This window comes from Bacillus sp. SORGH_AS_0510, assembly GCF_030818775.1.
GTDB lineage: Bacteria > Bacillota > Bacilli > Bacillales > Cytobacillaceae > Neobacillus.
Genome location: NZ_JAUTAU010000001.1, coordinates 825,001 through 848,527, shown reverse-complemented (window position 1 = coordinate 848,527; position 23,527 = coordinate 825,001). Strand labels below are relative to the sequence as shown.

The following is a 23,527-nucleotide window of genomic DNA, read 5'->3' as shown; positions in this document are numbered from 1 at the left end:
AAGCCCAGGTTTTTCTTTTAGTGTATATACGAATCACACCCTAAAAAGTTCCATTTCCTCAAAAAAAGCAAGGCCTGATTGAACTGGACTTGTACTGTTAGTTCGGTTTCTAACATTTACGGGGCAGCTCAGATTGGCCCTGCTGGTTATTTAACTATTACTTTTCCAACCATACCTTCATGGAAATGATAACGACATATCAGTTCATATGTACCGGTATTTTTCGGATTAACGGTAATAGTTTTTTCTTGTCCTGGCTGAATCTCAACATCAATACTGAGCTTTTCCACTGTGAAAGTGTGCTCTTTCTTACCCTCGTTTTTCAATATCAACGTTGTCGTTTTTCCATTCGGAATGGTGATGACTTTCGGATTAAAGGCATCATCATACAGCTTGACATCAATCGCTTTCGCTGACTCAAAAGACTGTGTTACGACTCCGGTTTCAGCAAATACACTGAGTGCACCTGCAGTTGCCAAGACCAAAATAATCGCAAGGAAAACGGCTAATCGAGTTAACCACTTTTTCATAGACATTCACACTCCCTCCTTTCTTATGTAGTATTTTTTTCCAACTTATAAGAAATTATCACTATAAATTGAATTTAAATAATAACTCAATTTATTAATGGACAATGCCCGGTTAGATTCCTCGACCCTAATTTAAGACTAATAGAACAGATCTACTCATATTCTTATAAAAGAAAACAAATAAGAAGGGGTGTAAAGCGAGTTGAAAAAAGTGAAGGTTCGATTTCGGCCCATTGTAACTAAGATAAATTTACCCACTGTCTTAAAAACAGCTATCCTTCCGGGTGATTCCATTGAAAGATTATTTATTGCAACCCAGGTGGGAGAGATCTTTTATATAAGTAACGGGGCAGTACGGACTTTTTTAGATATTCGCCCGCGAATTATAAAGCTAGGTGATCCTGGTGGCGGATATGATGAACGGGGTTTGCTAGGGCTAGCGTTTCATCCCCAATTTTATTATAACGGCCTGTTTTACATTCACTATTCAGTAGCGGGGACACAAGGTCCAGGTGCACTTTCTGAATCTTTTCAGCCTAACCCGTGTGATCCCAATTCATTAAACCTAAGATGGATTAATAGAGAAACTCAATATGATCATATTGATACAGTGGAAGAATGGATTTTACAATCGAATGGTCAACCCCAAAAACGGCGGACATTACTGAACTTAAGAAGACCCTTCTTTAATCATAACGGTGTCAATAGCTTAAACTTTTCGCCTGAAACAGGAAAACTTGTTTTAACCACCGGAGATGGTGGATCAGGCTATGATCCCTTTAATTTAAGTCAGGACAATCTGGAGATTGCCGGTAAAATCATTGAAATAGATGTAGCTAAGAACACTTTTACCAATAATCCACCCGTTGTCACACGTTTTAATGAACTTCCCCTACCTATCCAAGAAACGCTTTCGGTCATGGCCAAAGGGGTTCGCAATATCCCAGGCATTACTTATCAAAGGTTTTATAATCAGTATATGAAATATGTAGGACAGGTCGGACAGGATTTGGTGGAATCGATTTTTTCTTTCCACTCATATAAACCCATCCCAGTCACTCAGCTTGTTCAAGCTTCTTTAAGCAACACTGGACCTTTCATTAACTTTGGCTGGCGAGGATGGGAAGGTGCTTTTCCTACCTCGACTATAAGAGGCTGCTCTTCAAATCCGAGCGTGGATGAGAAAATCATTGCTTATTATAATGAAGCAATAAATACTTCAGCGAAACGTCTTCAGCCGCTAACTAATTATTTTCATAAAGACCACAGACCCGATAAGTTTGGAGGAACTGCACTGACTGGTGTCCAGGTATATATGGGGAATGGAATTCCCGATTTAACAGGTAGCGTCGTGTTTTCCGATCTTGCTAGAAAAGGAGAATCTCAAACGGCGGCTAGAGGGGTATTAGCTTATACCAAGGTAAGAACAGACGGAATACTAAATGATTATAGTGTAATTGACACCGATTATAATTTTGGAGCCCAATCTGCTTATTATGTTAATTTAGGAACGAATCTGGATCAAACGAGGCTATATTTAGGGGTCTATAACTCTATGAAAGTGACAGAACTTAACCAAGGTACTGTTTTTGAAATTGTTTCTTGATGCGGACCATGGAGACGGTTCTGCTGGCTTTTTTCCTCATCGAGAAAGAGCCACCAGAACCGTCCCTGTGGTTTGTTCCCATCGTCTTCAAGTTGCATTATTCTACATATATGCACAAGGTTATACTACAGCAAAAGAGCAGTCATGTGCCCTCTTTCTTTAACTTTTGCGCCAACCATATTCAATTATATTTCCCCGATATTTTATAGCAGTCCAAGTCCATCCGGAAATATGACACTGTTACTGATTCTTAGCTATCCTATTTCGTGCAGCTGCATAAGGGGGATGTTCCATCCAGCCATTCTCAATCATAATTTTAGCTGCATCTTCAACAAATGAAGAAATCTGTATTAACGTCCGTGTATACATGAGTCCTAAATCATGTCTTCCGTTTACAGCCACTGAGTTTCCAAAAGATCGAATTTTCATCGAAAACATGTCCATCTTATGAAACAACATTAATTTATCTGAAAAGGGAGCAAAGGTGGATGTTGTAACCAAATGATCAAGAAACGATGGGGTAGGTAAATCCTCATTATGTAGTTTTTCCATATATAGTTCAACATGTCTATGTGTAAAATCTTTCCCTCTTAAAAACAAATGACGAAGTTTTTCCGATTTTACCACTTGGCTAAACGCCATAATCAACGCTTTACTCGCTACATTATTTTCAATATTATCGTAAAGGTGGGCAATATCTAAAGCATGTAAAGGTCGCACATGCCCAAAGAAACCATTTAAAAAATCTTGATGAACAAATTCCACTTTAGCTGGTACTGGAATACTAGGGGGCTTAATGATGAGTCCTTTCCCCATTAAGATATCTTTGATTTGTTTCATCAATGCCATAGTAGAATCCATACAATAGGTAAAAAACTCTTCGACATCCTTCCTAAAAACAAGCGGCACAGCAACGTTATAAATACTCATACCAGCTTTCGCGACATATTTAAGGTAATAAACATAATATTCATCTTGAAATAAACGAGGAGCCTCAGCGTTAAGATCTTCTTCTTCTGAAAAACCTTTCGGAATAGGAAAATTTTCCTTTTTAAATATCTCTTCTGTGGTTTTCAAAAACTCCGTACTTAATGAGAAGGCGTTCTCTAATAAAGTTTTAATATCTTGATCCTCAACGTGTTGAAGAAAATAGCGTAAAATACATTTTGACATGCTGTTGCCCATATAAGTTGCCCAAAGTTTACCCATTTCAGCAGATGTAAGCTCTTCGCTAAGGTCTGTTTTTGTTGAACTTATATGAATCGGTTTAAGCGTGTCCATAGAAAATCTCCCTCGCCGTGTTTTGCTTAGTATTCTCTCGCTTTAAAAATCTTATCCTTGGCTGAATTTTTATAAGCCTTTCATTGTATTTAATGAAATGATCCTGCCTCGTTAAATAATAAAAGGACCGTAGTAGGTACGATCCCTCTTAACTCTAGCCCGATAGTTTTCCCCCAGAAAACCTTTCTCAAACTGTCTATGCAAAATTTAGACCCGTAGCGAGCCACGGAAACCCCTTGCAGCATAGTAGGATTCTGCTCCGTTGTGGTAGACAAAGACCGTGTTGTAGCGACGATCACAGAAGATGGCCCCACCAAGTTTTCTAATAGCAGCAGGGGTTTGCACCCAGCTTGAGGTTTTCAGATCGAAATTTCCAAGCTCCTGCAGCTCCCGGTATTGTTCCTCCGTTAAAAGCTCAATGCCCATGGCCGTTGCCATATCGATCACACTAGATTGTGGTTTGTGTTGTTTCCTTGACTCCAACGCTTCGCGGTCATAACAAATACTTCTGCGACCTTTTGGACTTTCCGCTGAACAATCATAAAATATGTATTCACCTGTCTCTTTATCATGACCAACAACATCTGGTTCCCCGCCAGTTGCCTCCATTTCATGGAGCGACCACAATTTTTCATGATTTGCCTCAAGCTTAGCTTGTACATCAGCCCATTCCAGACCTTCATGTCGGTTCATGTTTTTCTCAAATCGGGCTTTCAATTTTTTGAGTAGTTCTTCACGTTGTTCTTGTAACAATTCCTTTGCCATAGTAGGGGCCTCCTTGTTTTTACTCATAATTATATCAGTTCCAAATTGCCATTTCTCCGTTAGAACAAAAGAAAAAAGCCACTAAATACAGCAGCTGGGGCTTCCACTCGTTTATTTAAGATAATTTCCTCTGAATTTACAAGATTAAAACACCATTCATTATTAACCAATTATACTTAATTAATAATAAATTACATTATAAATAACAATTAAAAACATAAAGAGCAGCGTCTTAAGTGCTCCTATTAAAAAAGTGACTTTGTATTCTTTAGAATTTTTAAGGTATTTTTTCTGCACCAAGGCTTCAAACCCGAAGTAAACTAGCCCAAATACAAGAATGGCAAGATAGGTATAAGATGATTCAATACCTATTAGATTGGCAACAACGACGAATATTAGCAATATAAGCAGTTCCACCCACATCTGGTATCTCGTAAAGTATCTTCCTTGAGATATTTTCTCTAGTCTAAACCCTTTTCTAATAAAATTATCAAAAACCTTTGTGCCCATAACTATTGCAATAAGAATAACCACACTTAGTCCGACCAACGGCATTTTTCTAATCCACCCCCCTGTATTTAATTATTCTATCTCGCTTCCACCCATTGAGCATTGCGTATTCAACAGAGCCTAAATGAAAAGACCGACATAGCGGTCCTTATATGTATTAACTCATTTTCTTCTGAATGCGATCAATCTTTCCCTCTATCCTACTAAGTTGTTCGTTCCGCTTTTTGAAATGACGAAAAATCGTAACAATAAAGCCAATTACAAGTAAAAGAAATACCAGATTAAGTATTTGCCATAAAACATCACCAATGTGCATATCAATTACCCCCAAATTTGTTCTTCCTTTTATTATAATTGAAGATTTTTCCATTTTAAATCAATTGTTTTGTGCACTTCTTAAATTCATTTCCTTTTGACCTAACCTACTTCCGATAGTCGCAAAAGAAAAAGACAGGTTAATGGGAAGGATAGGAAGTCTCATTTATTCTTCATAATACTCAATACTTACGCCATTAACCCTTTTATCCATTTCAAAGGGTTTAGAGGAACTAGGGTAAACTACCTTTAGACTTTTTTTATCAACCCATTCAATCGTAAAACTTTTGTCTGACTTAAATGTATTTCCCCCTTCATTTTCCAAATCATCACCTTTATCTAAGATGGATAATTGAGGTGAAAAAACGGTTGTGGCACCACAACTTCTTAGGAAAACATATGCTACTTTCTCTCCATTTGGGGAAGGTATTTCTCTTTGTATATCGTTTCCACACGCAGCTCCCATTACAGTGAAAATAATCTTTATAACACCCATTATTAATGCAATTACTAGGATTAGTAGCACAACAAGTGTTGTTATAAGGATTTTAGTATCTTTTTTCATTAAACATACTCTCCCTGATTAGCAATTCCAATTTATGTAATTGTATCACTGTATACATAGAATTTCTATGTATTTTATAAAATTTTTTTTGCAAATCATGGTTAAGATCTTCATCATTTGCAAAAAAATTTACTATTATAAATTCGCAGTTTAATGATTTAAGTACTCTAATAATAATATGAGTTAGTCCAGCCATAATCCTTCCCATTTTCAGTACACCACTGGACAAAACCTTCTTTTCCTTGACTACTAAACTCCATCCAATCATTCAATAAATTTTTATAATAGGTCACTGTCTGCCTTATATTCTCTTTGCTTTGTGTATCTTCCACTTTAGTAGATAGGCAATCAATTTTTAATAGAATCTCTTGATCCTCATGAATTTCACCAAGATATGCATCTTCGTTTATATGATGAAATGAAAACTCAATGGAGTATATATAATAATTAATAATCTCTTCTAAAACTCTTTGCTCCCTCTTGCCACCAAGTTCGAGCGCCTTTTCTAGATGAGTTAAATGGTCGTCAGTCTTTAAGAAAAGACCACTCCATCTAAATAGTTTTGGATCTTCGGAATCCTCAACCATCCAATCGTTAAGTGTAGGTTTCAATAATTTTTCCTCAAGCGGATGCACTAACACATGATGGATATCATCTGATTTCTCAAACCATCCAAAAAGCCAACTAATGAATGCTCTTTTCTTAACTGCATTCCAATCTTTTGTTTCATTTAAAAAAGTATCCAACGATTTAAATGCCTCTTTTCGTAGTCCCTTTTCTTTGTATTGACAAAACTCTTTAAAAAGAGGATTTCTTTCCAAGTTTTTATCATCTAAAAAATTCTCAAGAATATCTTTCTGATGGTCCATAAGATCACTCTATTCCTCTTATTGTTATTGTGAATTCTGAACGAAACTTATACATTCCTACAGTAAAAATAAACACACATTTCCGAAAAAAAGCCGTCTTTACCCGTTGTTTACAAAACCTGAAGAGCTTCAAAGTCTTTAGCAACAACAAATGATTCTCCAAAAACAAAGATTTTATAAGTGGTATTTTCTTTCGTAGGCAATTCAATTAAAGATGTCTCATAACCGTACTCTGACAAAACCTTTTCGTGTACCTTTATTATATTTACCGGCCCCTTACTAAATAACCCTTCTCCATGTGTTAACAAGCCGACTATATCCTTAGTGTAATAATTGATATTTAAATATTTTTCTAGTGGTAATTGACCGCTCACAGCATTTGAATGAGCATAAAACAACTCTCCAATAACTTGGTTAATATTATTAGAATGCCCTTTAATGAATAAATTTCCTGAATTTTTATTAAATTCCCATAGAAACACGTGCTCATCCAAAACGTCAAAATCCTGAAAGAATTGGACAGATAAACTATGGCTCTTAAAATCCTTGCAGGTAACTCTCCATAATTGTAATACTTGATCATCATCTTCATAAGTGACTTGAATAGTAAGTATTAATTCGTCACCGTTAATTTCTATTCCATCTAAACTTAGATAGACCTCATATGTAAAATCTCCGTCACGTAAAGCTTTTGAAATTTTTGCTATCAAATGTAGTCACCGCCATATGCATTAATTCATACTTGAATAAGTATTACTGACATTCCCTTCTAACTCTTTTATGGCATTTTCAATTTTTCTACCTCAATATTCATATTTATTGGATTCAACCTAAAAATCCGGAAAAACCCAAAACCAATTATTACTCCAACTGTATTTAATATAACATCATCAATATCTATGCTTCGCCCAATAAAATACTGAATACTTTCTACGAAAGTAGTTACAAGTAGACCCAGTAGTAAAATAGTTTTCAATCGATTTTTCTCTTTCCATAAAATCGGAACAAAGAACCCTATAGGCGAAAATAAAAGTAAATTTGCAGTTATATTTAAAAGCGATACACTCCCCCAATCATCTACATTTACATTTGTACTATAGAAATATTGATATAGGGTATGAAAAGGAATGAAATTTAATTGTGCATTAGCGGTCGACATATTGATATGAAAGAAGAATTCCCCAGTATCGCTATATACACCCATATCCCAGCTAGGAATTATGGTTTGTGAAGCTAATCCAACTATGTATAACATGAACAATGCTAAAATCACTTCTTGAATAAAAAGCGTTTGTTTCTTTACTCTTTTCAAGAAAACAACTCTACCAACAATATAGAATGGTAAAAAAACAAGCATATAACCAAACATTCTCTCAAGATATAAAGTTATTAAACCCACAACTTGGCCTCCTCAAATACTATCTTCTTTTACTTTCAAAAAGCCAAGAAAAAAATCCATATAAGGCAACAAAGGATGCAGATTGGATAATATTTTCAGTCCAAGAGAAAGTATGATTCTTAGTATAATCAAAAATACAACGTACAATAAAAACTGCTATAAGTATAATCGAATATTTAAAAGCCCACTTCATTTATTCAAACTCCCAATCGTTGTATGTGTATTTTTCTTTACCAGATATAGGTTTATATTCTTTACAAAAATCAAGGAGTTTTCGCTTTCTAGTATTAAATAGTTCATCCTGGTTGGAGAAAATATTAACGACATCTTCCCGATTTAGAAGAGTCTTATCTTTTAAGCAAAATACTTCATTTTCATTATCACCAACTGGATTGAAATTGCCGTGCTGGCAAGATTGACAACAAGCAATACTGATGTTGTCAGGGAGTTCTTTCTGTAAGTACTGAATCGCATATTCAGTAGAGTTGGATAACTTAGATTGTATTTTTTGATTAGTCCATTCAACCTCAAAATGAATGTTCTCCAATTCGTCTTCATTTAATTGGTTGTAAAACATTTTTGTAGGTTTATCTGAAATTTTTCCATCTATTATATATTTTACATTTAGTGTATCTACTTTCAATTTGTAACCTCCTGCAGCACCAATCCCCTAGGGGTTCAAAAGAGTTAGGGTAAAAAAAATTGCTCACCCGTTTATTTAATTTTTAATAGATAGAAAGCCAATCTCTGAAATAAAATCATAACTGCCCCAAGCATCAAAACCAACATCGGTCTTTCGTTTTGCGGAGCAAATAGATAAATACTAATAATCCCTAAAACTAAAATAACTAAAAATGTTATGGTTACCGTTATTTTAGAATTCTTCATGAGCCTATCCCCCATCCATTTTTCTTGAAATTTTTATAGAAAGGAGCTACCTAAATCCCACAATTTATCTCCCAAACTTTCTAATAGTGCCTTTGCTCTTTTTTCAATGTTAACAGGAAGGTTATCTTTACTGAAATACTTAAGGTTCATACTCTCCCCATCATTCATTTCTAACTTTCCGCTTACGTCTATCGCACGAAATAGGTTAATTACACTATATGTCTCATCCCCATTTGGATAACGGAAATAAAACCTTGGACCTGAGAACACTTCGATTAGCTCAAACTCACTTGCTAAAAGACCAGTTTCTTCTTTTAATTCACGAGAAGCAACTTCTCCTAATGTCTCACCAAGTTCCATTGAACCTCCTGGTAACCCCCAATCTAATGTATCAGACCGATGTTGAAAAAGAATTTCACTTTTTTCATTTACCACAAGAATTGTTGCCCCGACACTTATAATCGGTCTACTCCCTATTAATTTTCGTATTTCAGAAATATATCCCACTTTTCTCCCCCCTAATTTTTAGGGTCCAGTAACGTAAAAAGAACTGAGCGCCAAAATCATAAGTAAAATAAGAAGACCGTGAAGACTGATTCCAACAATACTACAAACCTTCCCTGATATAGCTAACCCTCTCCCATTTTCATTGGAATGATTAATCTCTTTAATACTTTTTGAAGATAAAACAAGCCCAATAATACCAAGGATTAAACCAATGTAAGGCAGAAGAATTGATAAAATGCCCAACGTAAGTGCAGCAATGGATTTATTATTTGTTTTCACCACTTTATACCCCTCTTTTTATAAAATTTTTCACGAACCAAGGGGACGGGTTCTGCTGGCTTTTTTCCTCAATGAAGGAATGGAAAGTGCCACAAGAACCGTCCCTGTGGTTCTTATAATTTCTACATCTGCGCTCATTTTTCCTTGGTGCATGTAGTATTTAAAGCCATTCCTGAAGGAAACAATGTAGAAGTAGTGTAATTTATCGATTTCAGATACAATATAGTCAGACACCTTTGTAGAGACATCGCTTTAAAAATTTTCGAATAAAGAGAGGCGGTACATGCAATGGAAGCAACAAAAAAAGTGACTGTAGAAGCTACAGTACAAGCACCGGTAGAAAAGGTATGGACATATTGGTCGGAGCCCGATCATATCAAGAAGTGGAACAGTGCTTCTGACGACTGGCACACACCTGTGGCTGAAAATGATTTAAGAGTCGGTGGGACATTCCGCTCAAGAATGGAAGCCAAAGATGGCAGTTTTGGCTTCGATTTTGGTGGAACGTATGATGAAGTGAAAGAACATGAAGTAATTGCTTATACCATGGGTGACGGCAGAAAAGTGCAAATCACCTTTAAAGGTCAAGGAAACGAAACGCAAATTACTGAAACATTTGATGCGGAAGCGACCAATCCCATTGAAATGCAACAACAGGGCTGGCAAGCCATTTTAGATAATTTTAAAAAGTACGCAGAGCAAGTAAAGTGATCAAGTGACCAAGGGGACGGTTCTGTTGGCTCTTTTTCCTCCACAAAGAGATGAGAAGAGCCACATGAACCGTCCCTATGGTTCAATGAATGAACATCCATTCATTAGAATATCAGCGTTTTATCTTTTTGTTTAATTATCGAGTAAACAATATGGATGGCGTCCCATTCTCCCTGCGAAAAAGATGTTATCGGATATTTTTTCGGGAACAATGTCTGTTTAATCTCTTCTGGATTCTTGCCTTCATCATACAGTTTTAGGATCGTTCCTTGCAGATCCAACAGATAGTCCAACTTCCTCTTTAGGGCAGTACGCCCCTTGCTCAAATGTCCTGCGTGATTGCAAAATACATCATCAAAATCATGGGTTAAGACTCTTTGCAACGATTCGATAATCACAGGGATATTTTCCTCTCGAAGAACCACTTTTGTTTTTTCCTGACAATAAAGGTCTCCCGTAAAAAGCTGCCCTGTCTCATCATTTAAAAAGGCGAGATGATCAATGGAATGCCCTGGGGTTTTGATGACTTGCCAAGTGGCATTTTGTGATTGAAAGGTAGCACCAATGGGTTCTGCCTGAAAGGGCCTGCGCCTTCCCCAAAACAGTTGACGATATAGAGGATAGTCCGCCTTTTTCTTGCAGTATTCAAGCATGATGTCATCCATGAAAAGCGGAAGCTGAAGATCTTTCTGCAAAAAGGAAGCACAACCTGTATGATCTTCATGAAAGTGGGTGATCACTACTTGATCAATATCGAGATGCGTAAAGAAGGACTTGAAATACCTCTCCAGTGACCTTGCTCCCGTATCAATTAAGACACCATCGAGGAAAAAGCAATGAACATTTAATTTCACCTTTTGGAACGAGAGGGTTCCATTTCCCATCTGCACCCCATTCACTAGCTTTTGCTCAAAACTCTTCTTCATGAACATACACACTTCTCCCAACCTATTACAAAGTTATTGAAATATATTCATAATATTCAAATTATAACAGTTGTAGAAGGGGAAGTATAGGTTGGGGACAGTCCCCCACTGCGCTAAAGCGCTGGGGGACTGTCCCCAACTTCATCCTTTTATTAAAGTTTCCCGATCTTCCATTGGGGGTGGTTCTTCCAACCAGCCATTTTTTATCATGAGTTTAATCCCGTCACGCGCAAAAAAATAAACATCCTTACCGATTAAACCGTTTTTTACGATTATATCGTTTCTCATGGTAAACATCGTTCCAAAAGTATTACCAATCATTCCAAAAGTATTTAGGAAAAAAATACATAACATCATTAATTTATCCGAGAATGGGGCCACTTGGGAACGAGTAACCGTGCTACCAGAGGTGGAGGAGAATTGAATATCATTCTCAAGCAATATCCCTTCGAATATTTTTATTTGTTTTTTAGCCAGCTCTTTTCCTTTAATAAAATACTCTTTTACTTCTTTGTCCTGAGCACATTGAGCAAAGCCTGTAATCAGCTGCATCCCCACATTATTTGTCTCAATTCCATGATGGAGAATGCCTAACTCTACCGTATTTAATACTCTTTTCTCATTAAAAAAGTTCAACCCACTAAAATAACTTTTGTTCTCAACAAATTCATTGGCTTTAGGCATAGTTACTTTTGGCGGCAGGCTAAGAACTCCTTTTTCAAGTAAGTAAAGAGTGGACAATTCATAGATCCTTTGTGTAACCCTAGTTAGCCCGGAGTATATTTTCATGACATCTCTACGATAGGACATGTTCATATTTATGGTGTACATGCCCATGCTGAGTTCTTTTAATACACGAAGAAACATAATGTCAAACCCATTATCGTATAGGTTTGGTGCCTCTAAGTTGACATCGGAAGCAGTAATTCCAACTGGAATGGCCACTCCTTCATCCTGAAGTATCTTCTTTATCTCTAATACATAATCATGAAGCTCCTGCCACAATCCCCCCATTATATTCTTTGCTTCCTGATCATCTGCCTTGGCTAAAAAGTATTCCAAAATCCTCAAAATCATCGTCTTTTCCTGGTATGTAACCCATAACGTTCCAACCTCCGAAGCACTAATGGGGTTTTTATCCTTCATCATTTTACTCCTATTCCAGTTTTTCTTATATTTTTTTCTAAAGGAATAAAAATATACCATGTTTAGGGAAAGCCATGGGGACGGTTCTGGTGGCACAAAATCCAACTTAAAAATCACTAAAATCACTAATTACGGAACAGTGATAAATTCTGCATTTACAAGCCATTTGTCTATTGCCTTTTTAGGATAATAATTAATTTTTTTTATTTTTATATGAGGAATGTAACTTGCAGTAACTCCTTCTCCTTCTGGGACTTCGGTTAATTGTTGAACCTCTTCGACACTAATACCTAAATAATCTGCTACCTCGGATTTAGTAAGCAGCTGATGTTGGTTTTCGTCCTGTATTGTATGGTTTGTCTTTTTATCACTTAAACTATTAGATAGCAACCAACTACTAATGACTAAGGAAATGGCTATACTAAAAATGGCCAATGATAGGAAAGTGTTTTTCATTATTTGCCTCCTTTTAATTGATAGATTTCTACCCCTTATCTTTCACTACCACCCATTATACAACTTTTTCCATACAGACTTAAAAAAGAACATAAAAAAAAACGCTAAATTAGCGTTTTCTCGTTTTACGCGCCTTAGAGGATTCGAACCTCTGACCGTACTTTATTTTCATGATGATTAATACATTAGCACATTAACGATACCAATGATTTATGGGATTACAGATTCGAACTTTAAGCGAACTTCGTTAGTCAATCAACTTCCTTCAATATTATAAGAGTTTGTCTGTAAATTAATCAACATAATTCCAAACATATCCTTTATATGATTTGAACTTATTTTTACATGCCATGCTAATCCCATAGGTATTGCCACCAACAGCATTTGCACCTTCGGAAACACTTGGATAATTGTTTAAATATTCACCTTCTAATGACATTTGAACGATTGCTCGTTTATTTCTAGAATGATTCTTCAAACCATTTCCATAAGCATGAAGTGTGTTTTCAGATGATGAGATCCATTCAAGATTCGAATAGTGATTATTTCGCTTGTTTCCATCTATATGATTAACATATTCTTTTCCTTCTGGTGCCATACCTTTGAATAATTCACATACAATGCGGTGCAATTTTATGGTTTTTTGTTTCCCACTTTTCCAAACGATAATCTTTATATAACCTGCTCGATTTTCTTGAACATTAAGTGGCCATCCATTCTCATATTTTTTATTTTTAAATGAAAGCACATTCCCAAAGTTGCTCACTTGATAATCTTCATAGTTGGGTATTTTCCGCCATATTTCCTTCATCTCACTCACCTCAACTCTATTATATTGAGGTTATTTGAAATAGAAAGTTCATGGCACCAATTTTTTTGTACCTATCCCCAACAGTTCGTTCAGTTTTGATATTTATTTATCACCCCTCTTGTACTATTGCAAACTTAAAACCCACCAGCTTTGATAACTGGTGGGTTTAGTCAGGTATTAATTACTTTGTTGCTTCCGACCTTTGTTTCTTTCCTTATCATTAATGAATTCATTAAGGAACATTCCTTGAAAAGCTTGTGTTTTCTCAGAGTAATACAAGAAATTCAAAAAAATTAAAACAACTAACAATACTAATATACTTAAAACAGCAATTGTATCATCCGTGCCCATGTCAATTTTTTTAAGAATAAATATTGCCACGAGAAATGAACTTAACATACTAATACCTAAAACTCCCAAGCTGTGAGTTGTAGATAACAGATGTCTGTATCTTTCAGCTATATAGTCACGTTTGGTTTGTTCTAATAGGCTAAGTTCACTCTGCCACAAGTATTCTAAATGATAATATTCTTCATCAACATCATTAGGGAACTTCCTCTGATAGCCGTTAATATGCTTGGTGATTGACTTAACGCCTTTTGTTTTGGACATTACCCAGAATACACCAAAATACAATTGATGAAATATATACCCAACAGGAACACCAATACTCGCAACTGCTAATACAAAGCTCAATAATTTAATTGGATCTGAAGAAAATACTTTCAGAAATTTATCTGCGTGGTAAACAACGTACAGGAATATTATGCTCAATAGAAACACCCATCCAGGAATGCCCCATCTTATTAAATATTTAGTATCGAATTTCATAATACACCTCCTTTTACAAAATTCGATAAATTTGGCTGATTCCCTTTTTAGTAAAAAAATAAAAATTGTCATGAATAATTCGTTTATGAAGAAGATGGAATTTTTTTTCGTGTATCTCATAAAAACAAAAGAGTAAAAGTTACTGCTAAACTCGGTAACAGAATGATAATTGAATATGCCGATACATCACATATAGCGGCTGAAAAGGCAATGAAAATACTGCTCAAATCTAATACATAAAAAACGCCAGTTTCTTACTGGCGTTTCAGTTTGTGTTCAAATTTATTTAGTTTTAGTTTCTGCATAATAATTTCATGTTTTTTTATATTAAAATCCATCACATGGTGTCGGTTATCCCTATATAATAGCCCATTTGATATTCCGATTAAACTTCCACATACCTCGTTGATATCTTTTAATGATGGAGCTCTGAAAAATATGCGGTATAACCAGTAAAAGCCTTTTAAATTATATGTGGCTGCTCGAAGTTTGGTGGACAACCTTCTAATTTCATCAGAAACTTTGTTGATTTCTGCAATTATGGAATTAGGGATATCTTCGGTCACATGCAAAGGACTAGTAATTCTATTTGTATAAAATATCATTCCATCATAAATTTCTGCTATGACACTCTTATGCTCCTTAATGGGGTCAATGAATAACTTCTCAATAAACCTCCCAATTACGAATACTAATACCCCCGATAAAATCCCAAATATTATGGTTAAAACTTCTTTGCTCATAGCGCACCTCCCAATCTCCTAATATTCGACAATAAAAAACCAAAATCCTTGTGACAAAAATTCATATTAAAAATAAATTTCTGTCATTTGTTTTGGTTTTAAATGGTAATATTTAATTAGGGAGGTAATGGTAAAAATGGCATATTATTATCGGAATCGCTACCGTAACCATAAAAAGAAAAACAAACAGAATACAGAGCCAATAAGAATCTTGAAAATGAATTGCCCTATACATGGAGAATTAGTTGGGGATACAACATGGAATAGGCTTGTAGTTTATGAAACTTTTAATCAAGAAAAGCAGAGCATTGAATTGAAATGCTATAAGTGCCTAGAAGAAAAGGTTTCAAAAGATAGAGAATATAATCGGGCCATTTTCGATGAAGTTAACAAAGAAGCATACAATATATTTGGGAAGACTGCAAAGGCATTTAATATTTTAAGCATAATATTAGGAGTAATTGGAGTACTTGGATTATTTGCCTTTTGGAATTTGTATGGTTGGTTAGGCGGATTGGTGCTCGGTTCATTTTTCATTATCTTATGTGTAATTTGTTATCTCAGAAGTGAGTCATTGATAAAGCAAACTGAACAGTACCGTATTGAAAATACTCGTGACCGTGGCTTAAAAGATGTACCAAATATTAATACCTTGTTGAAAGAAGAAACTTTTAATGTAAACAAGTGGTTAAAAGAACAAGAACGTGAAAAAAAAGAAAAATTAAAATACTCTTTTACTGAAATTGATAAAATGACTGGCATCCAATTCGAACACTTCGTACAAAATCTACTCGAAAAAAGTGGTTATACTGATGTTCAAACCACCAAAGTTTCTGGCGATGAAGGTGTAGATTTAACAGCAAGAAAAAACGGTAAGAAAATAGCTATTCAGTGTAAAAGGTATAAAGCAAAAATTACAAATAAAGCTATTCAGGAGGTATTTTCGGGAAAGTTCGTTTATAAATGTGATGAAGCATATGTCATTACCAATTCATATTTCACTGAAAATGCTATCCAATTGGCGAAAAATCATAAAGTTAATTTGATTGACCGAGATGGTTTATTTGATTTAATGCAAAATGTTTCTGAAATTCACAATAAGAAGCAGTCTGAATATCAAACTCAATTATTTTAATCTATGGCGGTCAATTTGACTGCCTTTTTAATTATTACAATATCTGGTCTATCCTTTAGACCGTTGGATCCAAACAAACATCTAATAAAATGTTAATTTTAGTTGATAACCATCTTCAACTACAGATAACACTTTTGTTGCATATTCGACAGATTTATTCATGTTTTTGCTCCTTTTTCGTCAATTTCTCGAAGTTTCTGAGTTATGGGGAAAATATTTTTCACCAGGCAACCTAGACCTGGTCCTTTCCTCCTATAACATTTTTTTATTTTTGACAGGGGGGTATCATTTAAATGGTCTGCTTATTTGTCTACAAATTATATATATGTTGTTTATGTGGTAAGCACATTACTAAAACCATTTGCTCGTATCAATGATGAATGATAAAAAGAAAAATGTACCTAAACAAAGGTACATTCATTGAACGCATTATATCAACTGGCTTTAATAGGAAGGAATGACAATTCATCATCAATATACTCTTGAAGTTCTTCTTCATATGCTTCTTTAGCTACTTCAATCAATTCTTCATAATACTTATCAAAAGTTTCTTGATTATAATCTTGAAACATGAAATCAAAAAATTCATCAGCGAACTTAATCATAATACCTCTGTTGTAAAATCCGCCAGTTATACCTATTTTAATCAACTGGTCAATATGCTTTAATGATGATTGTTTTCTGCTGGCAGTGTAATTAGAAATAAAATTCTCAACTGCCTCAATATATTTTGATTCAAAATCAATAGTATGATAAGCACCATCGTAATCTTCGACTTCAAAATCATATTCAGCAGTCAAAAGGTTTTCTACCGTAACTTCATCGGATATTGTACTGTGTATTAAATATTGATTGTAAAAATAAGCAATATCATTGTCCAATAAGGGTTGATACTTTTCTACCGATTCAATTAATTCCTGGCATTCATTGTTGATTAATTTCATCCTCGTAGCATAAAACAATGACGTTCCGTACTCGGCTTTAATGTTTTCAGTCGCTTCATTTTTAGCCTTTTTGTATAAAAGGAATAAATCTTCTAATTCATCTGCTTCATGGTGGCTTTCGTCATTTAAAACAACATATAATTTTTCGTAAAGGTTTACATTGTCAAAAATTCCTTTGCGAATAAGGTCGAATGCTTCGCCCATAAGTCGATTGATTGAAAGATTAATATTTTGAATTTGCTTGAATACATATTTATCCAAAGTATCTAAATCCCAATATTTAACGCCACTAAACTTGGATTCTATTTGCTTTATGTTCCGACTTTTAAAACCTAATTTCTCAAGATAATAATTTTTGGTGACATAATCATCATTTCCCATTTGAATAAATAATTCTGCCAGTTGATACTTTAAAGAATTTTTATCAACTGCCCCTTTATTAACTGGTGTTTTCCCTGTATTGCCATGTACTCGTTCTTTCGGTACATCGTATATCTCATAAATGATATATCAATTTCTTCCATTTTTTTCATAATTGCATAATGATTTTGCTTTTCTTTCTTCCGTTTGCCATTTGCTATTGGTCTTAGTGCCATCAGACCCCAAAATATCGGCAAATTCTTTTTTCGTAAGGTTTTTCATGTGAGATAGTGCTCCTTAAATATATTTAAGCAAGTGAATTACTTTTGATAGCTCAACAATGCTTCTGAAAGTCGGTCATCATTTTTAAATAAAAATGTTTGACGCTTCGGCTTGTGCTTCACTTCCCCACATCTAATTTCAACTAATTCCGCTCCAAATGATAATAAAAAGTTTGCCATTTTAACGCTAAAAATCCTTTTCATGGTAAGATTCCTCCAAGTGAAGTTTGTTCACTATCATTATATTGTGAAAAAAATTATTGTAAGGACGATTCAGAAAGAAATTGCAAGTGGTTATTTTGCTGTTTCTTTTGTTCTTTAACGTATGAAAGAAGGTACCATTTTCCCTAGTGTATATAATGAATGTAATATATGAAGTAGCGATTTTGGTACCTTTGTAATTGGAAATAGATTGCCAGCAAATATCAGTCTATTATAATTAATAAGTAGGTTACCAAAATATGGAGGTTGATAATATGCCACAATTTCACGAGACGTTATATGGCAGACGATTCTTAGAATCACAATTGCCACGATTAATCAAACAACTGGAGATTATCGGAAGTGAATTAAAGAGAATGAATGATAATCAACTTATCCCGAACAATGAGCGGACCAGATTTGAAGACGAACTTGCTTTAGCGGATTTCATAAAGATACAAGTCCTTAATGAATTGCTTAACGATAATTAATCGGGGAGGGTACTATATGAAAGAAATACCGATTTACAAAAAGCGAATTATGGTTGAGTTGATTCGGAAGTATCACAATTTCTTGTACAGCAAAAGGGATAAAAAGCGTCCTGGTTATCAAATTTTTTACTTTGAGGAGACTCCCGAATTGCTTGTGGATCTGAAACTAATCGTGGAAAATGATGATTAGATTAATATACTTCGTTAAAGCGACCTTGCTTGGTATTAGTGCAATATTAGTATTGTTATCAATGGTTTTTATGGTATGGATCCATGCGTTTCCGAAAGACCCTGAAATGGAGGAACGAATGGCATTTGTTGAAAAAATGAAGCCAATCTATGAAGCCCGATTCAAACAATGGGAAAAAGAAAAAGCGGAGCAACATAAGTAAGGTACGGAACTTTCCGTATCTTTTTTTATTTGTTCACAAGGTATTTGTCAATAAATGGCGAATTATGGAAATAGGAGGTGATATTATGATAAAAATAGATTGGGAATACCCAGTGATAAACACAGAAAAACAAATTGTTGAAGCCACTTTTAGTCACGAGGAAAAAGAATTATGCAGAGTGGTCAGCGACATTAAAAATGAAACTGTAGCTATAATAAACGGCTCACTTCAGTTCATTCCTAATGTAGACGAGGAAAAAATGCTTAATGGTATTTATCAAAATTCCAAAATGCTACTCACCGCAGCCATTAGGAAATAATGAAACAAACCACAGTGCTAAAACTGTGGTTTTTATTTAAATCTAAAAATCAATTTGAGGAAGAGCTTCTTGTATGCTGCTAATTAAAGCAGTTAAGTCGGCAATTTCTTTTCTGATTTCACGGCGATTTTGTTCATTATTTGCTAAATGACTATTATAGCTTACTTCAAGATTTTTTACATATTTTTCATGAAACTCATTTTGCCGTTCTTCGCTTTGTGGAACTCTGTGCTTAGCATCTTTGGCAATACTCAATTTTATTTGTGCCAAAGACATATTTACTTCCGCTTGTTTCAACCTGGTTTCAGCATCTTGTTTTTCTGCTTGTAATTTTTCTAGCCACTCTTCAAGACCTTGTTTTGCAGTACTCATCAAATTCCCTCCTTTTTCTACAATATTTATTCTCCATATAATTACAATTTCCTGCATGATTTTAACTTTTTTATTAATGTTTATTGTTTTATTAAATAATGCAAATCATCACTTAAACGCACTTGAAGTGTCACTACGATGTTCTAATTTGATTACAATAGGAATCTTAAAGAATGAAAATATATGGAAAGTGACGGAAATATTTTGTCCACTAGATTCCATTGGGTACCTTCTGTGCCAACAGAGGGCAACATGGTCCTCCAGTTCTTCTTGTGTTTTTTGCTACGGAGGCGGGCGGGCTAGTTGTATTAGAACAGATAACAGTGATAGAGAACACCTATTTTTGAATATTAATAATCAACGAATAAACGTTCGTTTGTTCGATTAACCAGCGCAAAATTGCGTTCATCTTTTTTATGCAATAAATTTCAGGAAATATTGTGTGGATTTCATCAAAAACCTTGAAGAATCAACAATGTATAAAAATATGATTATGGATAATATTTTCGTAATTTAGAAACGTTGGTCCTATGCGATTCCTATATTACATTATTACGTGTAGACAGTATTTTACGTAATTATGTTCTAATACCATATTCACTTTTTGCATAAGTGGGATTGTCAAGAGGTGCCATGAAAATATAAAAAAGGTCTTGCTGATTTGACAAGACCCTCTTCCGCTTATAAATAATCTCTCAAATTTTCTGCTACTTCATCAACTTCGAGGTCAAGGTATTGTGTAGTAACTGCCAAGTTTGAATGTCCCAATGCTTTACTGATTAATGCAATATTGGCACCCTTGTCATATAAACTTTTGGCATATGCCCTTCTGATTGCGTGTGGATTGATGTTCGGTAGGTTGTATTCTTTCGCATATTTCGTAAGTTGCTTCGAAATGGCATTATTTGTAGACCTACTGTTTATCTTTCCGCCTCGCCTCGTGATAAATAGGAAATCATTGTCTTGTTTGTAATACGTACGGATTTTTTGATTCTGCTCAATCAGTACCCTATACAATTCAATCAATTGTTCGTCTAATGGCAATTTCAAATGCTTATGATTTTTCATTATCGACCCTTCAAGGTTTAACAATCCGTTAGCAAAGTCAATGTGGCATTCTCGGATTTGTCCTAATGTATTGATACGGACACCTGTCTTGTACAATGTCAATATTGCTACCGCATCTCTTAGACCGATAAAGGTTGAACTATCCAACAATGATAGCAATACGTTTAAATCGTTTTCTTTTGCACCTGGTTTAACTTTCTTATCAAGTTTGATTTGTATCGTTAACCAAAACTTCGATTGGATCCACCCATTGTTAAAACATTTACTTAACACTGCCTTTAGACATTTCAAACGTGTGCTTTTTGTAGATGCTGATACATTCATGCTGTCCAACCATTGATAAATCGTATTAACCGTTATTTCTTCTAAATGTTTAACATTCATTGCTTCAAGAAAAAGATTAAAGATTAAGTTGTAATCATTCAGTGTCCGTTCTCGGTAGCCATTTAACATCATTTGGCGGTGAATGATTTGTAATGCTTTTTCAGCATCCATTCCTTTTGTAATTTCCGTTTTCGGTTTCAACACTTCTGCTTTAATTGAAACATCGAAAATACCCGTCTTTTTTGGCAATTAAAAAACCTCCTAAATATCATTTAGGAAGTTGATTTTGCTTAACGACTTTTTTAAGGAATTTCATTCAAGTTAGAATACTTTTAGTTTTCCTTAGAGTCGTTAAACCTTTGATACTTTTGAATTGCTTAAAGTTTTAAGTACGCGCCTTAGAGGATTCGAACCTCTGACCGTACGCTTAGAAGGCGTATGCTCTATCCAGCTGAGCTAAAGGCGCATTAAGATATGTATTAACAGGGATAAATGAAAACTGTAAATCTCTAGTCTCAAGGAAACCTGCCTAAAAAATAAAAATGGCTCCGCAGGTAGGACTCGAACCTACGACCGATCGGTTAACAGCCGATAGCTCTACCACTGAGCTACTGCGGAACAACAGTATAGAGTATGGTGGGCCTAAATGGACTCGAACCATCGACCTCACGCTTATCAGGCGTGCGCTCTAACCAGCTGAGCTATAGGCCCAAAAATTGGAGCGGGTGATGAGAATCGAACTCACGACATCAGCTTGGAAGGCTGAGGTTTTACCATTAAACTACACCCGCATAATTGGAGGCAACACCCGGATTTGAACCGGGGATAAAGGTTTTGCAGACCTCTGCCTTACCACTTGGCTATGCTGCCATGACTGGGCTAGCTGGATTTGAACCAACGCATGTCGCAGTCAAAGTGCGATGCCTTACCGCTTGGCTATAGCCCAATAATATTATAAATGGGGCGACTGATGGGAATCGAACCCACGAATGCCTGAACCACAATCAGGTGCGTTAACCACTTCGCCACAATCGCCATAATTTGGTGGAGGGGGACGGATTCGAACCGCCGAACCCGGAGGGAGCGGATTTACAGTCCGCCGCGTTTAGCCACTTCGCTACCCCTCCACATATGAATTAGATGCTTAAAAAATTATTAAAAGGTGGCTCAGGACGGAATCGAACCGCCGACACAAGGATTTTCAGTCCTTTGCTCTACCGACTGAGCTACTGAGCCATATTAAAATGTTTCACTATTCTTTTATTGCGAATAAGTCCTTTGCTCAAAAGAACTCCCGTTCTTTTTCGCAGATTGCCGCAGGAGCAAAATCAGGAAGTGAGCAATCTGCTCTACCGACTGAGCTACTGAGCCATATTAAGATGTTTCACTATTCTTTTATTGCGAATAAGTCCTTTGCTCAAAAGAACTTCCGTTCTTTTTCGCAGATTGCCGCAGGAGCAAAATCAGGAAGTGAGCAATCTGCTCTACCGACTGAGCTACTGAGCCATATTAAAATGTTTCACTATTCTTTTATTGTGAAGACTGAGCTACTGAGCCAACACTATATATCAACAGTAGAGTTAAGCTACTGCGATAAAAATGGCGGTCCGGACGGGACTCGAACCCGCGACCTCCTGCGTGACAGGCAGGCATTCTAACCAACTGAACTACCGGACCAAATTTAATTGAAAAATAATATGGCGGAGGAAGAGGGATTCGAACCCCCGCGCGGTTTAACCCGCCTGTCGGTTTTCAAGACCGATCCCTTCAGCCGGACTTGGGTATTCCTCCATATTATATAGCGGCGGAGGGGATCGAACCCCCGACCTTACGGGTATGAACCGTACGCTCTAGCCAGCTGAGCTACACCGCCATTTCTATAACCATTAAATGGAGCCTAGCGGGATCGAACCGCTGACCTCCTGCGTGCAAAGCAGGCGCTCTCCCAGCTGAGCTAAGGCCCCATATTGAAAAAATTCGAACTGGTCGGGAAGACAGGATTCGAACCTGCGACCCCTTGGTCCCAAACCAAGTGCTCTACCAAGCTGAGCTACTTCCCGTAATAATGGCGCGCCCGAAAGGAGTCGAACCCATAACCTTCTGATCCGTAGTCAGACGCTCTATCCAATTGAGCTACGGGCGCATTTTATTAAAAGTGGTGCCGAGGACCGGAATCGAACCGGTACGGTAGTCACCTACCGCAGGATTTTAAGTCCTGTGCGTCTGCCAGTTCCGCCACCCCGGCAAAAATGGAGCGGAAGACGGGATTCGAACCCGCGACCCCCACCTTGGCAAGGTGGTGTTCTACCACTGAACTACTTCCGCATCTCATATTAAAATTAAATGGTGCGGGTGAAGGGAGTCGAACCCCCACGCCTTGCGGCGCCAGATCCTAAGTCTGGTGCGTCTGCCAATTCCGCCACACCCGCTAAATTTTTTAAAATGGTGAGCCATGAAGGACTCGAACCTTCGACCCTCTGATTAAAAGTCAGATGCTCTACC

31 protein-coding genes and 19 tRNA genes (1 of these 50 cut by a window edge) are annotated in these 23,527 nt (G+C 36.1%); 7 read left to right on the top strand and 43 right to left on the bottom strand.

Annotated features, from left to right (window positions below; translation table 11 throughout):
• Positions 1-146: 146 nt before the first annotated feature.
• Positions 147-536, bottom strand: a complete 390-nt coding sequence (locus tag QE429_RS04610) for a cupredoxin domain-containing protein (RefSeq protein ID WP_307284551.1) — start codon at positions 534-536, stop codon at positions 147-149.
• Between the two features lie 196 nt (positions 537-732).
• Between QE429_RS04610 and QE429_RS04605 the strand changes: the two genes are divergently transcribed.
• Positions 733-2,136, top strand: coding sequence for a PQQ-dependent sugar dehydrogenase (locus QE429_RS04605; RefSeq protein ID WP_307284548.1), 1,404 nt, complete (start codon positions 733-735; stop codon positions 2,134-2,136).
• 240 nt (positions 2,137-2,376) lie between these two features.
• On the opposite strand, the gene QE429_RS04600 is transcribed toward QE429_RS04605, so the two are convergent.
• The 12 genes from QE429_RS04600 to QE429_RS04545 all read right to left on the bottom strand — a co-directional run bounded on the left by QE429_RS04600 (position 2,377) and on the right by QE429_RS04545 (position 9,514).
• Positions 2,377-3,417: a DUF3231 family protein gene (locus tag QE429_RS04600; RefSeq protein ID WP_307284546.1), complete on the bottom strand. Its 1,041-nt coding sequence runs from the start codon at positions 3,415-3,417 to the stop codon at positions 2,377-2,379.
• 207 nt (positions 3,418-3,624) lie between these two features.
• Positions 3,625-4,182 carry a DUF4256 domain-containing protein gene (locus QE429_RS04595; protein ID WP_307284544.1) on the bottom strand — a complete coding sequence of 186 codons (558 nt, stop codon included), beginning with the start codon at positions 4,180-4,182 and terminating at the stop codon, positions 3,625-3,627.
• Between the two features lie 180 nt (positions 4,183-4,362).
• Positions 4,363-4,737: a DUF4181 domain-containing protein gene (locus tag QE429_RS04590; protein ID WP_307284542.1), complete on the bottom strand. Its 375-nt coding sequence runs from the start codon at positions 4,735-4,737 to the stop codon at positions 4,363-4,365.
• A 112-nt stretch (positions 4,738-4,849) separates the two neighbouring features.
• Positions 4,850-5,008: a DUF4083 domain-containing protein gene (locus tag QE429_RS04585; RefSeq protein WP_307284540.1), complete on the bottom strand. Its 159-nt coding sequence runs from the start codon at positions 5,006-5,008 to the stop codon at positions 4,850-4,852.
• Positions 5,009-5,173: 165 nt separating this feature from the next.
• The gene (locus QE429_RS04580; protein WP_307284538.1) at positions 5,174-5,572 is read right to left on the bottom strand and encodes a hypothetical protein; all 399 of its coding nucleotides are present in this window, start codon (positions 5,570-5,572) and stop codon (positions 5,174-5,176) included.
• 167 nt (positions 5,573-5,739) lie between these two features.
• Positions 5,740-6,441 carry a hypothetical protein gene (locus QE429_RS04575; RefSeq protein WP_307284535.1) on the bottom strand — a complete coding sequence of 234 codons (702 nt, stop codon included), beginning with the start codon at positions 6,439-6,441 and terminating at the stop codon, positions 5,740-5,742.
• Between the two features lie 110 nt (positions 6,442-6,551).
• Positions 6,552-7,151, bottom strand: coding sequence for a hypothetical protein (locus QE429_RS04570; protein WP_307284533.1), 600 nt, complete (start codon positions 7,149-7,151; stop codon positions 6,552-6,554).
• 68 nt (positions 7,152-7,219) lie between these two features.
• Complete coding sequence (locus tag QE429_RS04565) at positions 7,220-7,840, bottom strand: VanZ family protein (RefSeq protein WP_307284530.1); 621 nt, start codon at positions 7,838-7,840, stop codon at positions 7,220-7,222.
• Between the two features lie 193 nt (positions 7,841-8,033).
• Complete coding sequence (locus QE429_RS04560) at positions 8,034-8,483, bottom strand: hypothetical protein (RefSeq protein ID WP_307284529.1); 450 nt, start codon at positions 8,481-8,483, stop codon at positions 8,034-8,036.
• Between the two features lie 71 nt (positions 8,484-8,554).
• Complete coding sequence (locus tag QE429_RS04555) at positions 8,555-8,728, bottom strand: hypothetical protein (RefSeq protein WP_307284527.1); 174 nt, start codon at positions 8,726-8,728, stop codon at positions 8,555-8,557.
• Between the two features lie 33 nt (positions 8,729-8,761).
• Positions 8,762-9,235: an NUDIX hydrolase gene (locus QE429_RS04550; RefSeq protein ID WP_307284525.1), complete on the bottom strand. Its 474-nt coding sequence runs from the start codon at positions 9,233-9,235 to the stop codon at positions 8,762-8,764.
• An 18-nt stretch (positions 9,236-9,253) separates the two neighbouring features.
• Positions 9,254-9,514, bottom strand: a complete 261-nt coding sequence (locus QE429_RS04545; protein ID WP_307284523.1) for a DUF4190 domain-containing protein — start codon at positions 9,512-9,514, stop codon at positions 9,254-9,256.
• Between the two features lie 288 nt (positions 9,515-9,802).
• Here QE429_RS04545 and QE429_RS04540 point away from each other — a divergent pair, with 288 nt between their 5' ends.
• Positions 9,803-10,225: an SRPBCC family protein gene (locus QE429_RS04540; protein ID WP_307284521.1), complete on the top strand. Its 423-nt coding sequence runs from the start codon at positions 9,803-9,805 to the stop codon at positions 10,223-10,225.
• Between the two features lie 104 nt (positions 10,226-10,329).
• Here QE429_RS04540 and QE429_RS04535 read toward each other — a convergent pair whose 3' ends face one another.
• From QE429_RS04535 to QE429_RS04510, 6 genes are all read right to left on the bottom strand, one after another.
• The gene (locus tag QE429_RS04535; RefSeq protein WP_307284519.1) at positions 10,330-11,157 is read right to left on the bottom strand and encodes an MBL fold metallo-hydrolase; all 828 of its coding nucleotides are present in this window, start codon (positions 11,155-11,157) and stop codon (positions 10,330-10,332) included.
• 135 nt (positions 11,158-11,292) lie between these two features.
• A complete protein-coding gene (locus tag QE429_RS04530; RefSeq protein ID WP_307284517.1) occupies positions 11,293-12,297 on the bottom strand; it encodes a DUF3231 family protein in 1,005 nt (334 codons plus the stop codon).
• A 129-nt stretch (positions 12,298-12,426) separates the two neighbouring features.
• Positions 12,427-12,753 (bottom strand): helix-turn-helix domain-containing protein, encoded by a 327-nt coding sequence (locus tag QE429_RS04525; protein ID WP_307284515.1) that lies wholly within the window; start codon positions 12,751-12,753, stop codon positions 12,427-12,429.
• Positions 12,754-13,045: 292 nt separating this feature from the next.
• The gene (locus QE429_RS04520; RefSeq protein ID WP_307284513.1) at positions 13,046-13,564 is read right to left on the bottom strand and encodes an NUMOD4 motif-containing HNH endonuclease; all 519 of its coding nucleotides are present in this window, start codon (positions 13,562-13,564) and stop codon (positions 13,046-13,048) included.
• A 177-nt stretch (positions 13,565-13,741) separates the two neighbouring features.
• Complete coding sequence (locus QE429_RS04515) at positions 13,742-14,395, bottom strand: BA5345 family protein (protein WP_307284511.1); 654 nt, start codon at positions 14,393-14,395, stop codon at positions 13,742-13,744.
• Between the two features lie 254 nt (positions 14,396-14,649).
• Positions 14,650-15,138 (bottom strand): hypothetical protein, encoded by a 489-nt coding sequence (locus tag QE429_RS04510; protein ID WP_307284510.1) that lies wholly within the window; start codon positions 15,136-15,138, stop codon positions 14,650-14,652.
• A 136-nt stretch (positions 15,139-15,274) separates the two neighbouring features.
• Here QE429_RS04510 and QE429_RS04505 point away from each other — a divergent pair, with 136 nt between their 5' ends.
• Positions 15,275-16,273 (top strand): restriction endonuclease, encoded by a 999-nt coding sequence (locus QE429_RS04505; RefSeq protein WP_307284509.1) that lies wholly within the window; start codon positions 15,275-15,277, stop codon positions 16,271-16,273.
• 434 nt (positions 16,274-16,707) lie between these two features.
• Here QE429_RS04505 and QE429_RS04500 read toward each other — a convergent pair whose 3' ends face one another.
• The 3 genes from QE429_RS04500 to QE429_RS04490 form a co-directional block, all read right to left on the bottom strand.
• The gene (locus QE429_RS04500; protein WP_307284507.1) at positions 16,708-17,598 is read right to left on the bottom strand and encodes a hypothetical protein; all 891 of its coding nucleotides are present in this window, start codon (positions 17,596-17,598) and stop codon (positions 16,708-16,710) included.
• 129 nt (positions 17,599-17,727) lie between these two features.
• Positions 17,728-17,859 carry a hypothetical protein gene (locus tag QE429_RS04495; RefSeq protein WP_307284505.1) on the bottom strand — a complete coding sequence of 44 codons (132 nt, stop codon included), beginning with the start codon at positions 17,857-17,859 and terminating at the stop codon, positions 17,728-17,730.
• A 38-nt stretch (positions 17,860-17,897) separates the two neighbouring features.
• The gene (locus tag QE429_RS04490; protein ID WP_307284502.1) at positions 17,898-18,062 is read right to left on the bottom strand and encodes a DUF5659 domain-containing protein; all 165 of its coding nucleotides are present in this window, start codon (positions 18,060-18,062) and stop codon (positions 17,898-17,900) included.
• A 272-nt stretch (positions 18,063-18,334) separates the two neighbouring features.
• Between QE429_RS04490 and QE429_RS04485 the strand changes: the two genes are divergently transcribed.
• The 4 genes from QE429_RS04485 to QE429_RS04470 all read left to right on the top strand — a co-directional run bounded on the left by QE429_RS04485 (position 18,335) and on the right by QE429_RS04470 (position 19,261).
• The gene (locus QE429_RS04485; protein ID WP_307284501.1) at positions 18,335-18,550 is read left to right on the top strand and encodes a hypothetical protein; all 216 of its coding nucleotides are present in this window, start codon (positions 18,335-18,337) and stop codon (positions 18,548-18,550) included.
• A gap of 16 nt (positions 18,551-18,566) precedes the next feature.
• Complete coding sequence (locus QE429_RS04480) at positions 18,567-18,740, top strand: hypothetical protein (RefSeq protein ID WP_307284499.1); 174 nt, start codon at positions 18,567-18,569, stop codon at positions 18,738-18,740.
• Entirely contained in the window at positions 18,733-18,942 is a 210-nt protein-coding gene (locus QE429_RS04475) for a hypothetical protein (RefSeq protein ID WP_307284496.1), read from the top strand. Before QE429_RS04480 ends, QE429_RS04475 begins: the two co-directional genes overlap by 8 nt.
• 85 nt (positions 18,943-19,027) lie before the next feature.
• Positions 19,028-19,261, top strand: coding sequence for a class I SAM-dependent methyltransferase (locus QE429_RS04470; protein WP_307284495.1), 234 nt, complete (start codon positions 19,028-19,030; stop codon positions 19,259-19,261).
• Between the two features lie 42 nt (positions 19,262-19,303).
• On the opposite strand, the gene QE429_RS04465 is transcribed toward QE429_RS04470, so the two are convergent.
• The 21 genes from QE429_RS04465 to QE429_RS04365 form a co-directional block, all read right to left on the bottom strand.
• A complete protein-coding gene (locus QE429_RS04465) occupies positions 19,304-19,633 on the bottom strand; it encodes a hypothetical protein (protein WP_307284493.1) in 330 nt (109 codons plus the stop codon).
• A gap of 681 nt (positions 19,634-20,314) precedes the next feature.
• Positions 20,315-21,274 carry a tyrosine-type recombinase/integrase gene (locus tag QE429_RS04460; RefSeq protein ID WP_307284491.1) on the bottom strand — a complete coding sequence of 320 codons (960 nt, stop codon included), beginning with the start codon at positions 21,272-21,274 and terminating at the stop codon, positions 20,315-20,317.
• Positions 21,275-21,417: 143 nt separating this feature from the next.
• Positions 21,418-21,491, bottom strand: a tRNA-Arg gene (locus QE429_RS04455).
• Positions 21,492-21,568: 77 nt separating this feature from the next.
• Positions 21,569-21,643 (bottom strand) — tRNA-Asn (locus QE429_RS04450).
• A gap of 16 nt (positions 21,644-21,659) precedes the next feature.
• Positions 21,660-21,736 (bottom strand) — tRNA-Ile (locus QE429_RS04445).
• Between the two features lie 6 nt (positions 21,737-21,742).
• Positions 21,743-21,816 (bottom strand) — tRNA-Gly (locus QE429_RS04440).
• 5 nt (positions 21,817-21,821) lie between these two features.
• Positions 21,822-21,895 (bottom strand) — tRNA-Cys (locus QE429_RS04435).
• A gap of 4 nt (positions 21,896-21,899) precedes the next feature.
• Positions 21,900-21,971: transfer RNA gene (locus QE429_RS04430), tRNA-Gln, on the bottom strand.
• Positions 21,972-21,984: 13 nt separating this feature from the next.
• Positions 21,985-22,060, bottom strand: a tRNA-His gene (locus QE429_RS04425).
• A 7-nt stretch (positions 22,061-22,067) separates the two neighbouring features.
• Positions 22,068-22,152: transfer RNA gene (locus QE429_RS04420), tRNA-Tyr, on the bottom strand.
• 36 nt (positions 22,153-22,188) lie between these two features.
• Positions 22,189-22,261, bottom strand: a tRNA-Phe gene (locus tag QE429_RS04415).
• Positions 22,262-22,625: 364 nt separating this feature from the next.
• Positions 22,626-22,702, bottom strand: a tRNA-Asp gene (locus QE429_RS04410).
• Positions 22,703-22,723: 21 nt separating this feature from the next.
• Positions 22,724-22,816 (bottom strand) — tRNA-Ser (locus QE429_RS04405).
• 8 nt (positions 22,817-22,824) lie between these two features.
• Positions 22,825-22,898, bottom strand: a tRNA-Met gene (locus tag QE429_RS04400).
• Positions 22,899-22,916: 18 nt separating this feature from the next.
• Positions 22,917-22,989, bottom strand: a tRNA-Ala gene (locus tag QE429_RS04395).
• 19 nt (positions 22,990-23,008) lie between these two features.
• A tRNA-Pro gene (locus QE429_RS04390) sits at positions 23,009-23,085 on the bottom strand.
• 6 nt (positions 23,086-23,091) lie between these two features.
• Positions 23,092-23,168: transfer RNA gene (locus QE429_RS04385), tRNA-Arg, on the bottom strand.
• A gap of 13 nt (positions 23,169-23,181) precedes the next feature.
• Positions 23,182-23,270: transfer RNA gene (locus QE429_RS04380), tRNA-Leu, on the bottom strand.
• 5 nt (positions 23,271-23,275) lie between these two features.
• Positions 23,276-23,350 (bottom strand) — tRNA-Gly (locus QE429_RS04375).
• Positions 23,351-23,369: 19 nt separating this feature from the next.
• A tRNA-Leu gene (locus QE429_RS04370) sits at positions 23,370-23,454 on the bottom strand.
• A gap of 14 nt (positions 23,455-23,468) precedes the next feature.
• Positions 23,469-23,527, bottom strand: a tRNA-Lys gene (locus QE429_RS04365); it runs 17 nt beyond the window's last position.

Excerpts from the sequence above, each read along its gene's own strand:
- QE429_RS04610 (WP_307284551.1), bottom strand. The coding sequence starts at position 536 with ATGTCTATGAAAAAGTGGTTAACTCGATTAGCCGTTTTCCTTGCGATT.
- QE429_RS04600 (WP_307284546.1), bottom strand. The coding sequence starts at position 3,417 with ATGGACACGCTTAAACCGATTCATATAAGTTCAACAAAAACAGACCTT.
- QE429_RS04595 (WP_307284544.1), bottom strand. The coding sequence starts at position 4,182 with ATGGCAAAGGAATTGTTACAAGAACAACGTGAAGAACTACTCAAAAAA.
- QE429_RS04590 (WP_307284542.1), bottom strand. The coding sequence starts at position 4,737 with ATGCCGTTGGTCGGACTAAGTGTGGTTATTCTTATTGCAATAGTTATG.
- QE429_RS04585 (WP_307284540.1), bottom strand. The coding sequence starts at position 5,008 with ATGCACATTGGTGATGTTTTATGGCAAATACTTAATCTGGTATTTCTT.
- QE429_RS04580 (WP_307284538.1), bottom strand. The coding sequence starts at position 5,572 with ATGAAAAAAGATACTAAAATCCTTATAACAACACTTGTTGTGCTACTA.
- QE429_RS04575 (WP_307284535.1), bottom strand. The coding sequence starts at position 6,441 with ATGGACCATCAGAAAGATATTCTTGAGAATTTTTTAGATGATAAAAAC.
- QE429_RS04555 (WP_307284527.1), bottom strand. The coding sequence starts at position 8,728 with ATGAAGAATTCTAAAATAACGGTAACCATAACATTTTTAGTTATTTTA.
- QE429_RS04540 (WP_307284521.1), top strand. The coding sequence starts at position 9,803 with ATGGAAGCAACAAAAAAAGTGACTGTAGAAGCTACAGTACAAGCACCG.
- QE429_RS04535 (WP_307284519.1), bottom strand. The coding sequence starts at position 11,157 with ATGTTCATGAAGAAGAGTTTTGAGCAAAAGCTAGTGAATGGGGTGCAG.
- QE429_RS04530 (WP_307284517.1), bottom strand. The coding sequence starts at position 12,297 with ATGAAGGATAAAAACCCCATTAGTGCTTCGGAGGTTGGAACGTTATGG.
- QE429_RS04525 (WP_307284515.1), bottom strand. The coding sequence starts at position 12,753 with ATGAAAAACACTTTCCTATCATTGGCCATTTTTAGTATAGCCATTTCC.
- QE429_RS04520 (WP_307284513.1), bottom strand. The coding sequence starts at position 13,564 with ATGAAGGAAATATGGCGGAAAATACCCAACTATGAAGATTATCAAGTG.
- QE429_RS04515 (WP_307284511.1), bottom strand. The coding sequence starts at position 14,395 with ATGAAATTCGATACTAAATATTTAATAAGATGGGGCATTCCTGGATGG.
- QE429_RS04510 (WP_307284510.1), bottom strand. The coding sequence starts at position 15,138 with ATGAGCAAAGAAGTTTTAACCATAATATTTGGGATTTTATCGGGGGTA.
- QE429_RS04505 (WP_307284509.1), top strand. The coding sequence starts at position 15,275 with ATGGCATATTATTATCGGAATCGCTACCGTAACCATAAAAAGAAAAAC.
- QE429_RS04500 (WP_307284507.1), bottom strand. The coding sequence starts at position 17,598 with ATGGGAAATGATGATTATGTCACCAAAAATTATTATCTTGAGAAATTA.
- QE429_RS04495 (WP_307284505.1), bottom strand. The coding sequence starts at position 17,859 with ATGAAAAACCTTACGAAAAAAGAATTTGCCGATATTTTGGGGTCTGAT.
- QE429_RS04490 (WP_307284502.1), bottom strand. The coding sequence starts at position 18,062 with ATGAAAAGGATTTTTAGCGTTAAAATGGCAAACTTTTTATTATCATTT.
- QE429_RS04485 (WP_307284501.1), top strand. The coding sequence starts at position 18,335 with ATGCCACAATTTCACGAGACGTTATATGGCAGACGATTCTTAGAATCA.
- QE429_RS04480 (WP_307284499.1), top strand. The coding sequence starts at position 18,567 with ATGAAAGAAATACCGATTTACAAAAAGCGAATTATGGTTGAGTTGATT.
- QE429_RS04475 (WP_307284496.1), top strand. The coding sequence starts at position 18,733 with ATGATTAGATTAATATACTTCGTTAAAGCGACCTTGCTTGGTATTAGT.
- QE429_RS04470 (WP_307284495.1), top strand. The coding sequence starts at position 19,028 with ATGATAAAAATAGATTGGGAATACCCAGTGATAAACACAGAAAAACAA.
- QE429_RS04465 (WP_307284493.1), bottom strand. The coding sequence starts at position 19,633 with ATGAGTACTGCAAAACAAGGTCTTGAAGAGTGGCTAGAAAAATTACAA.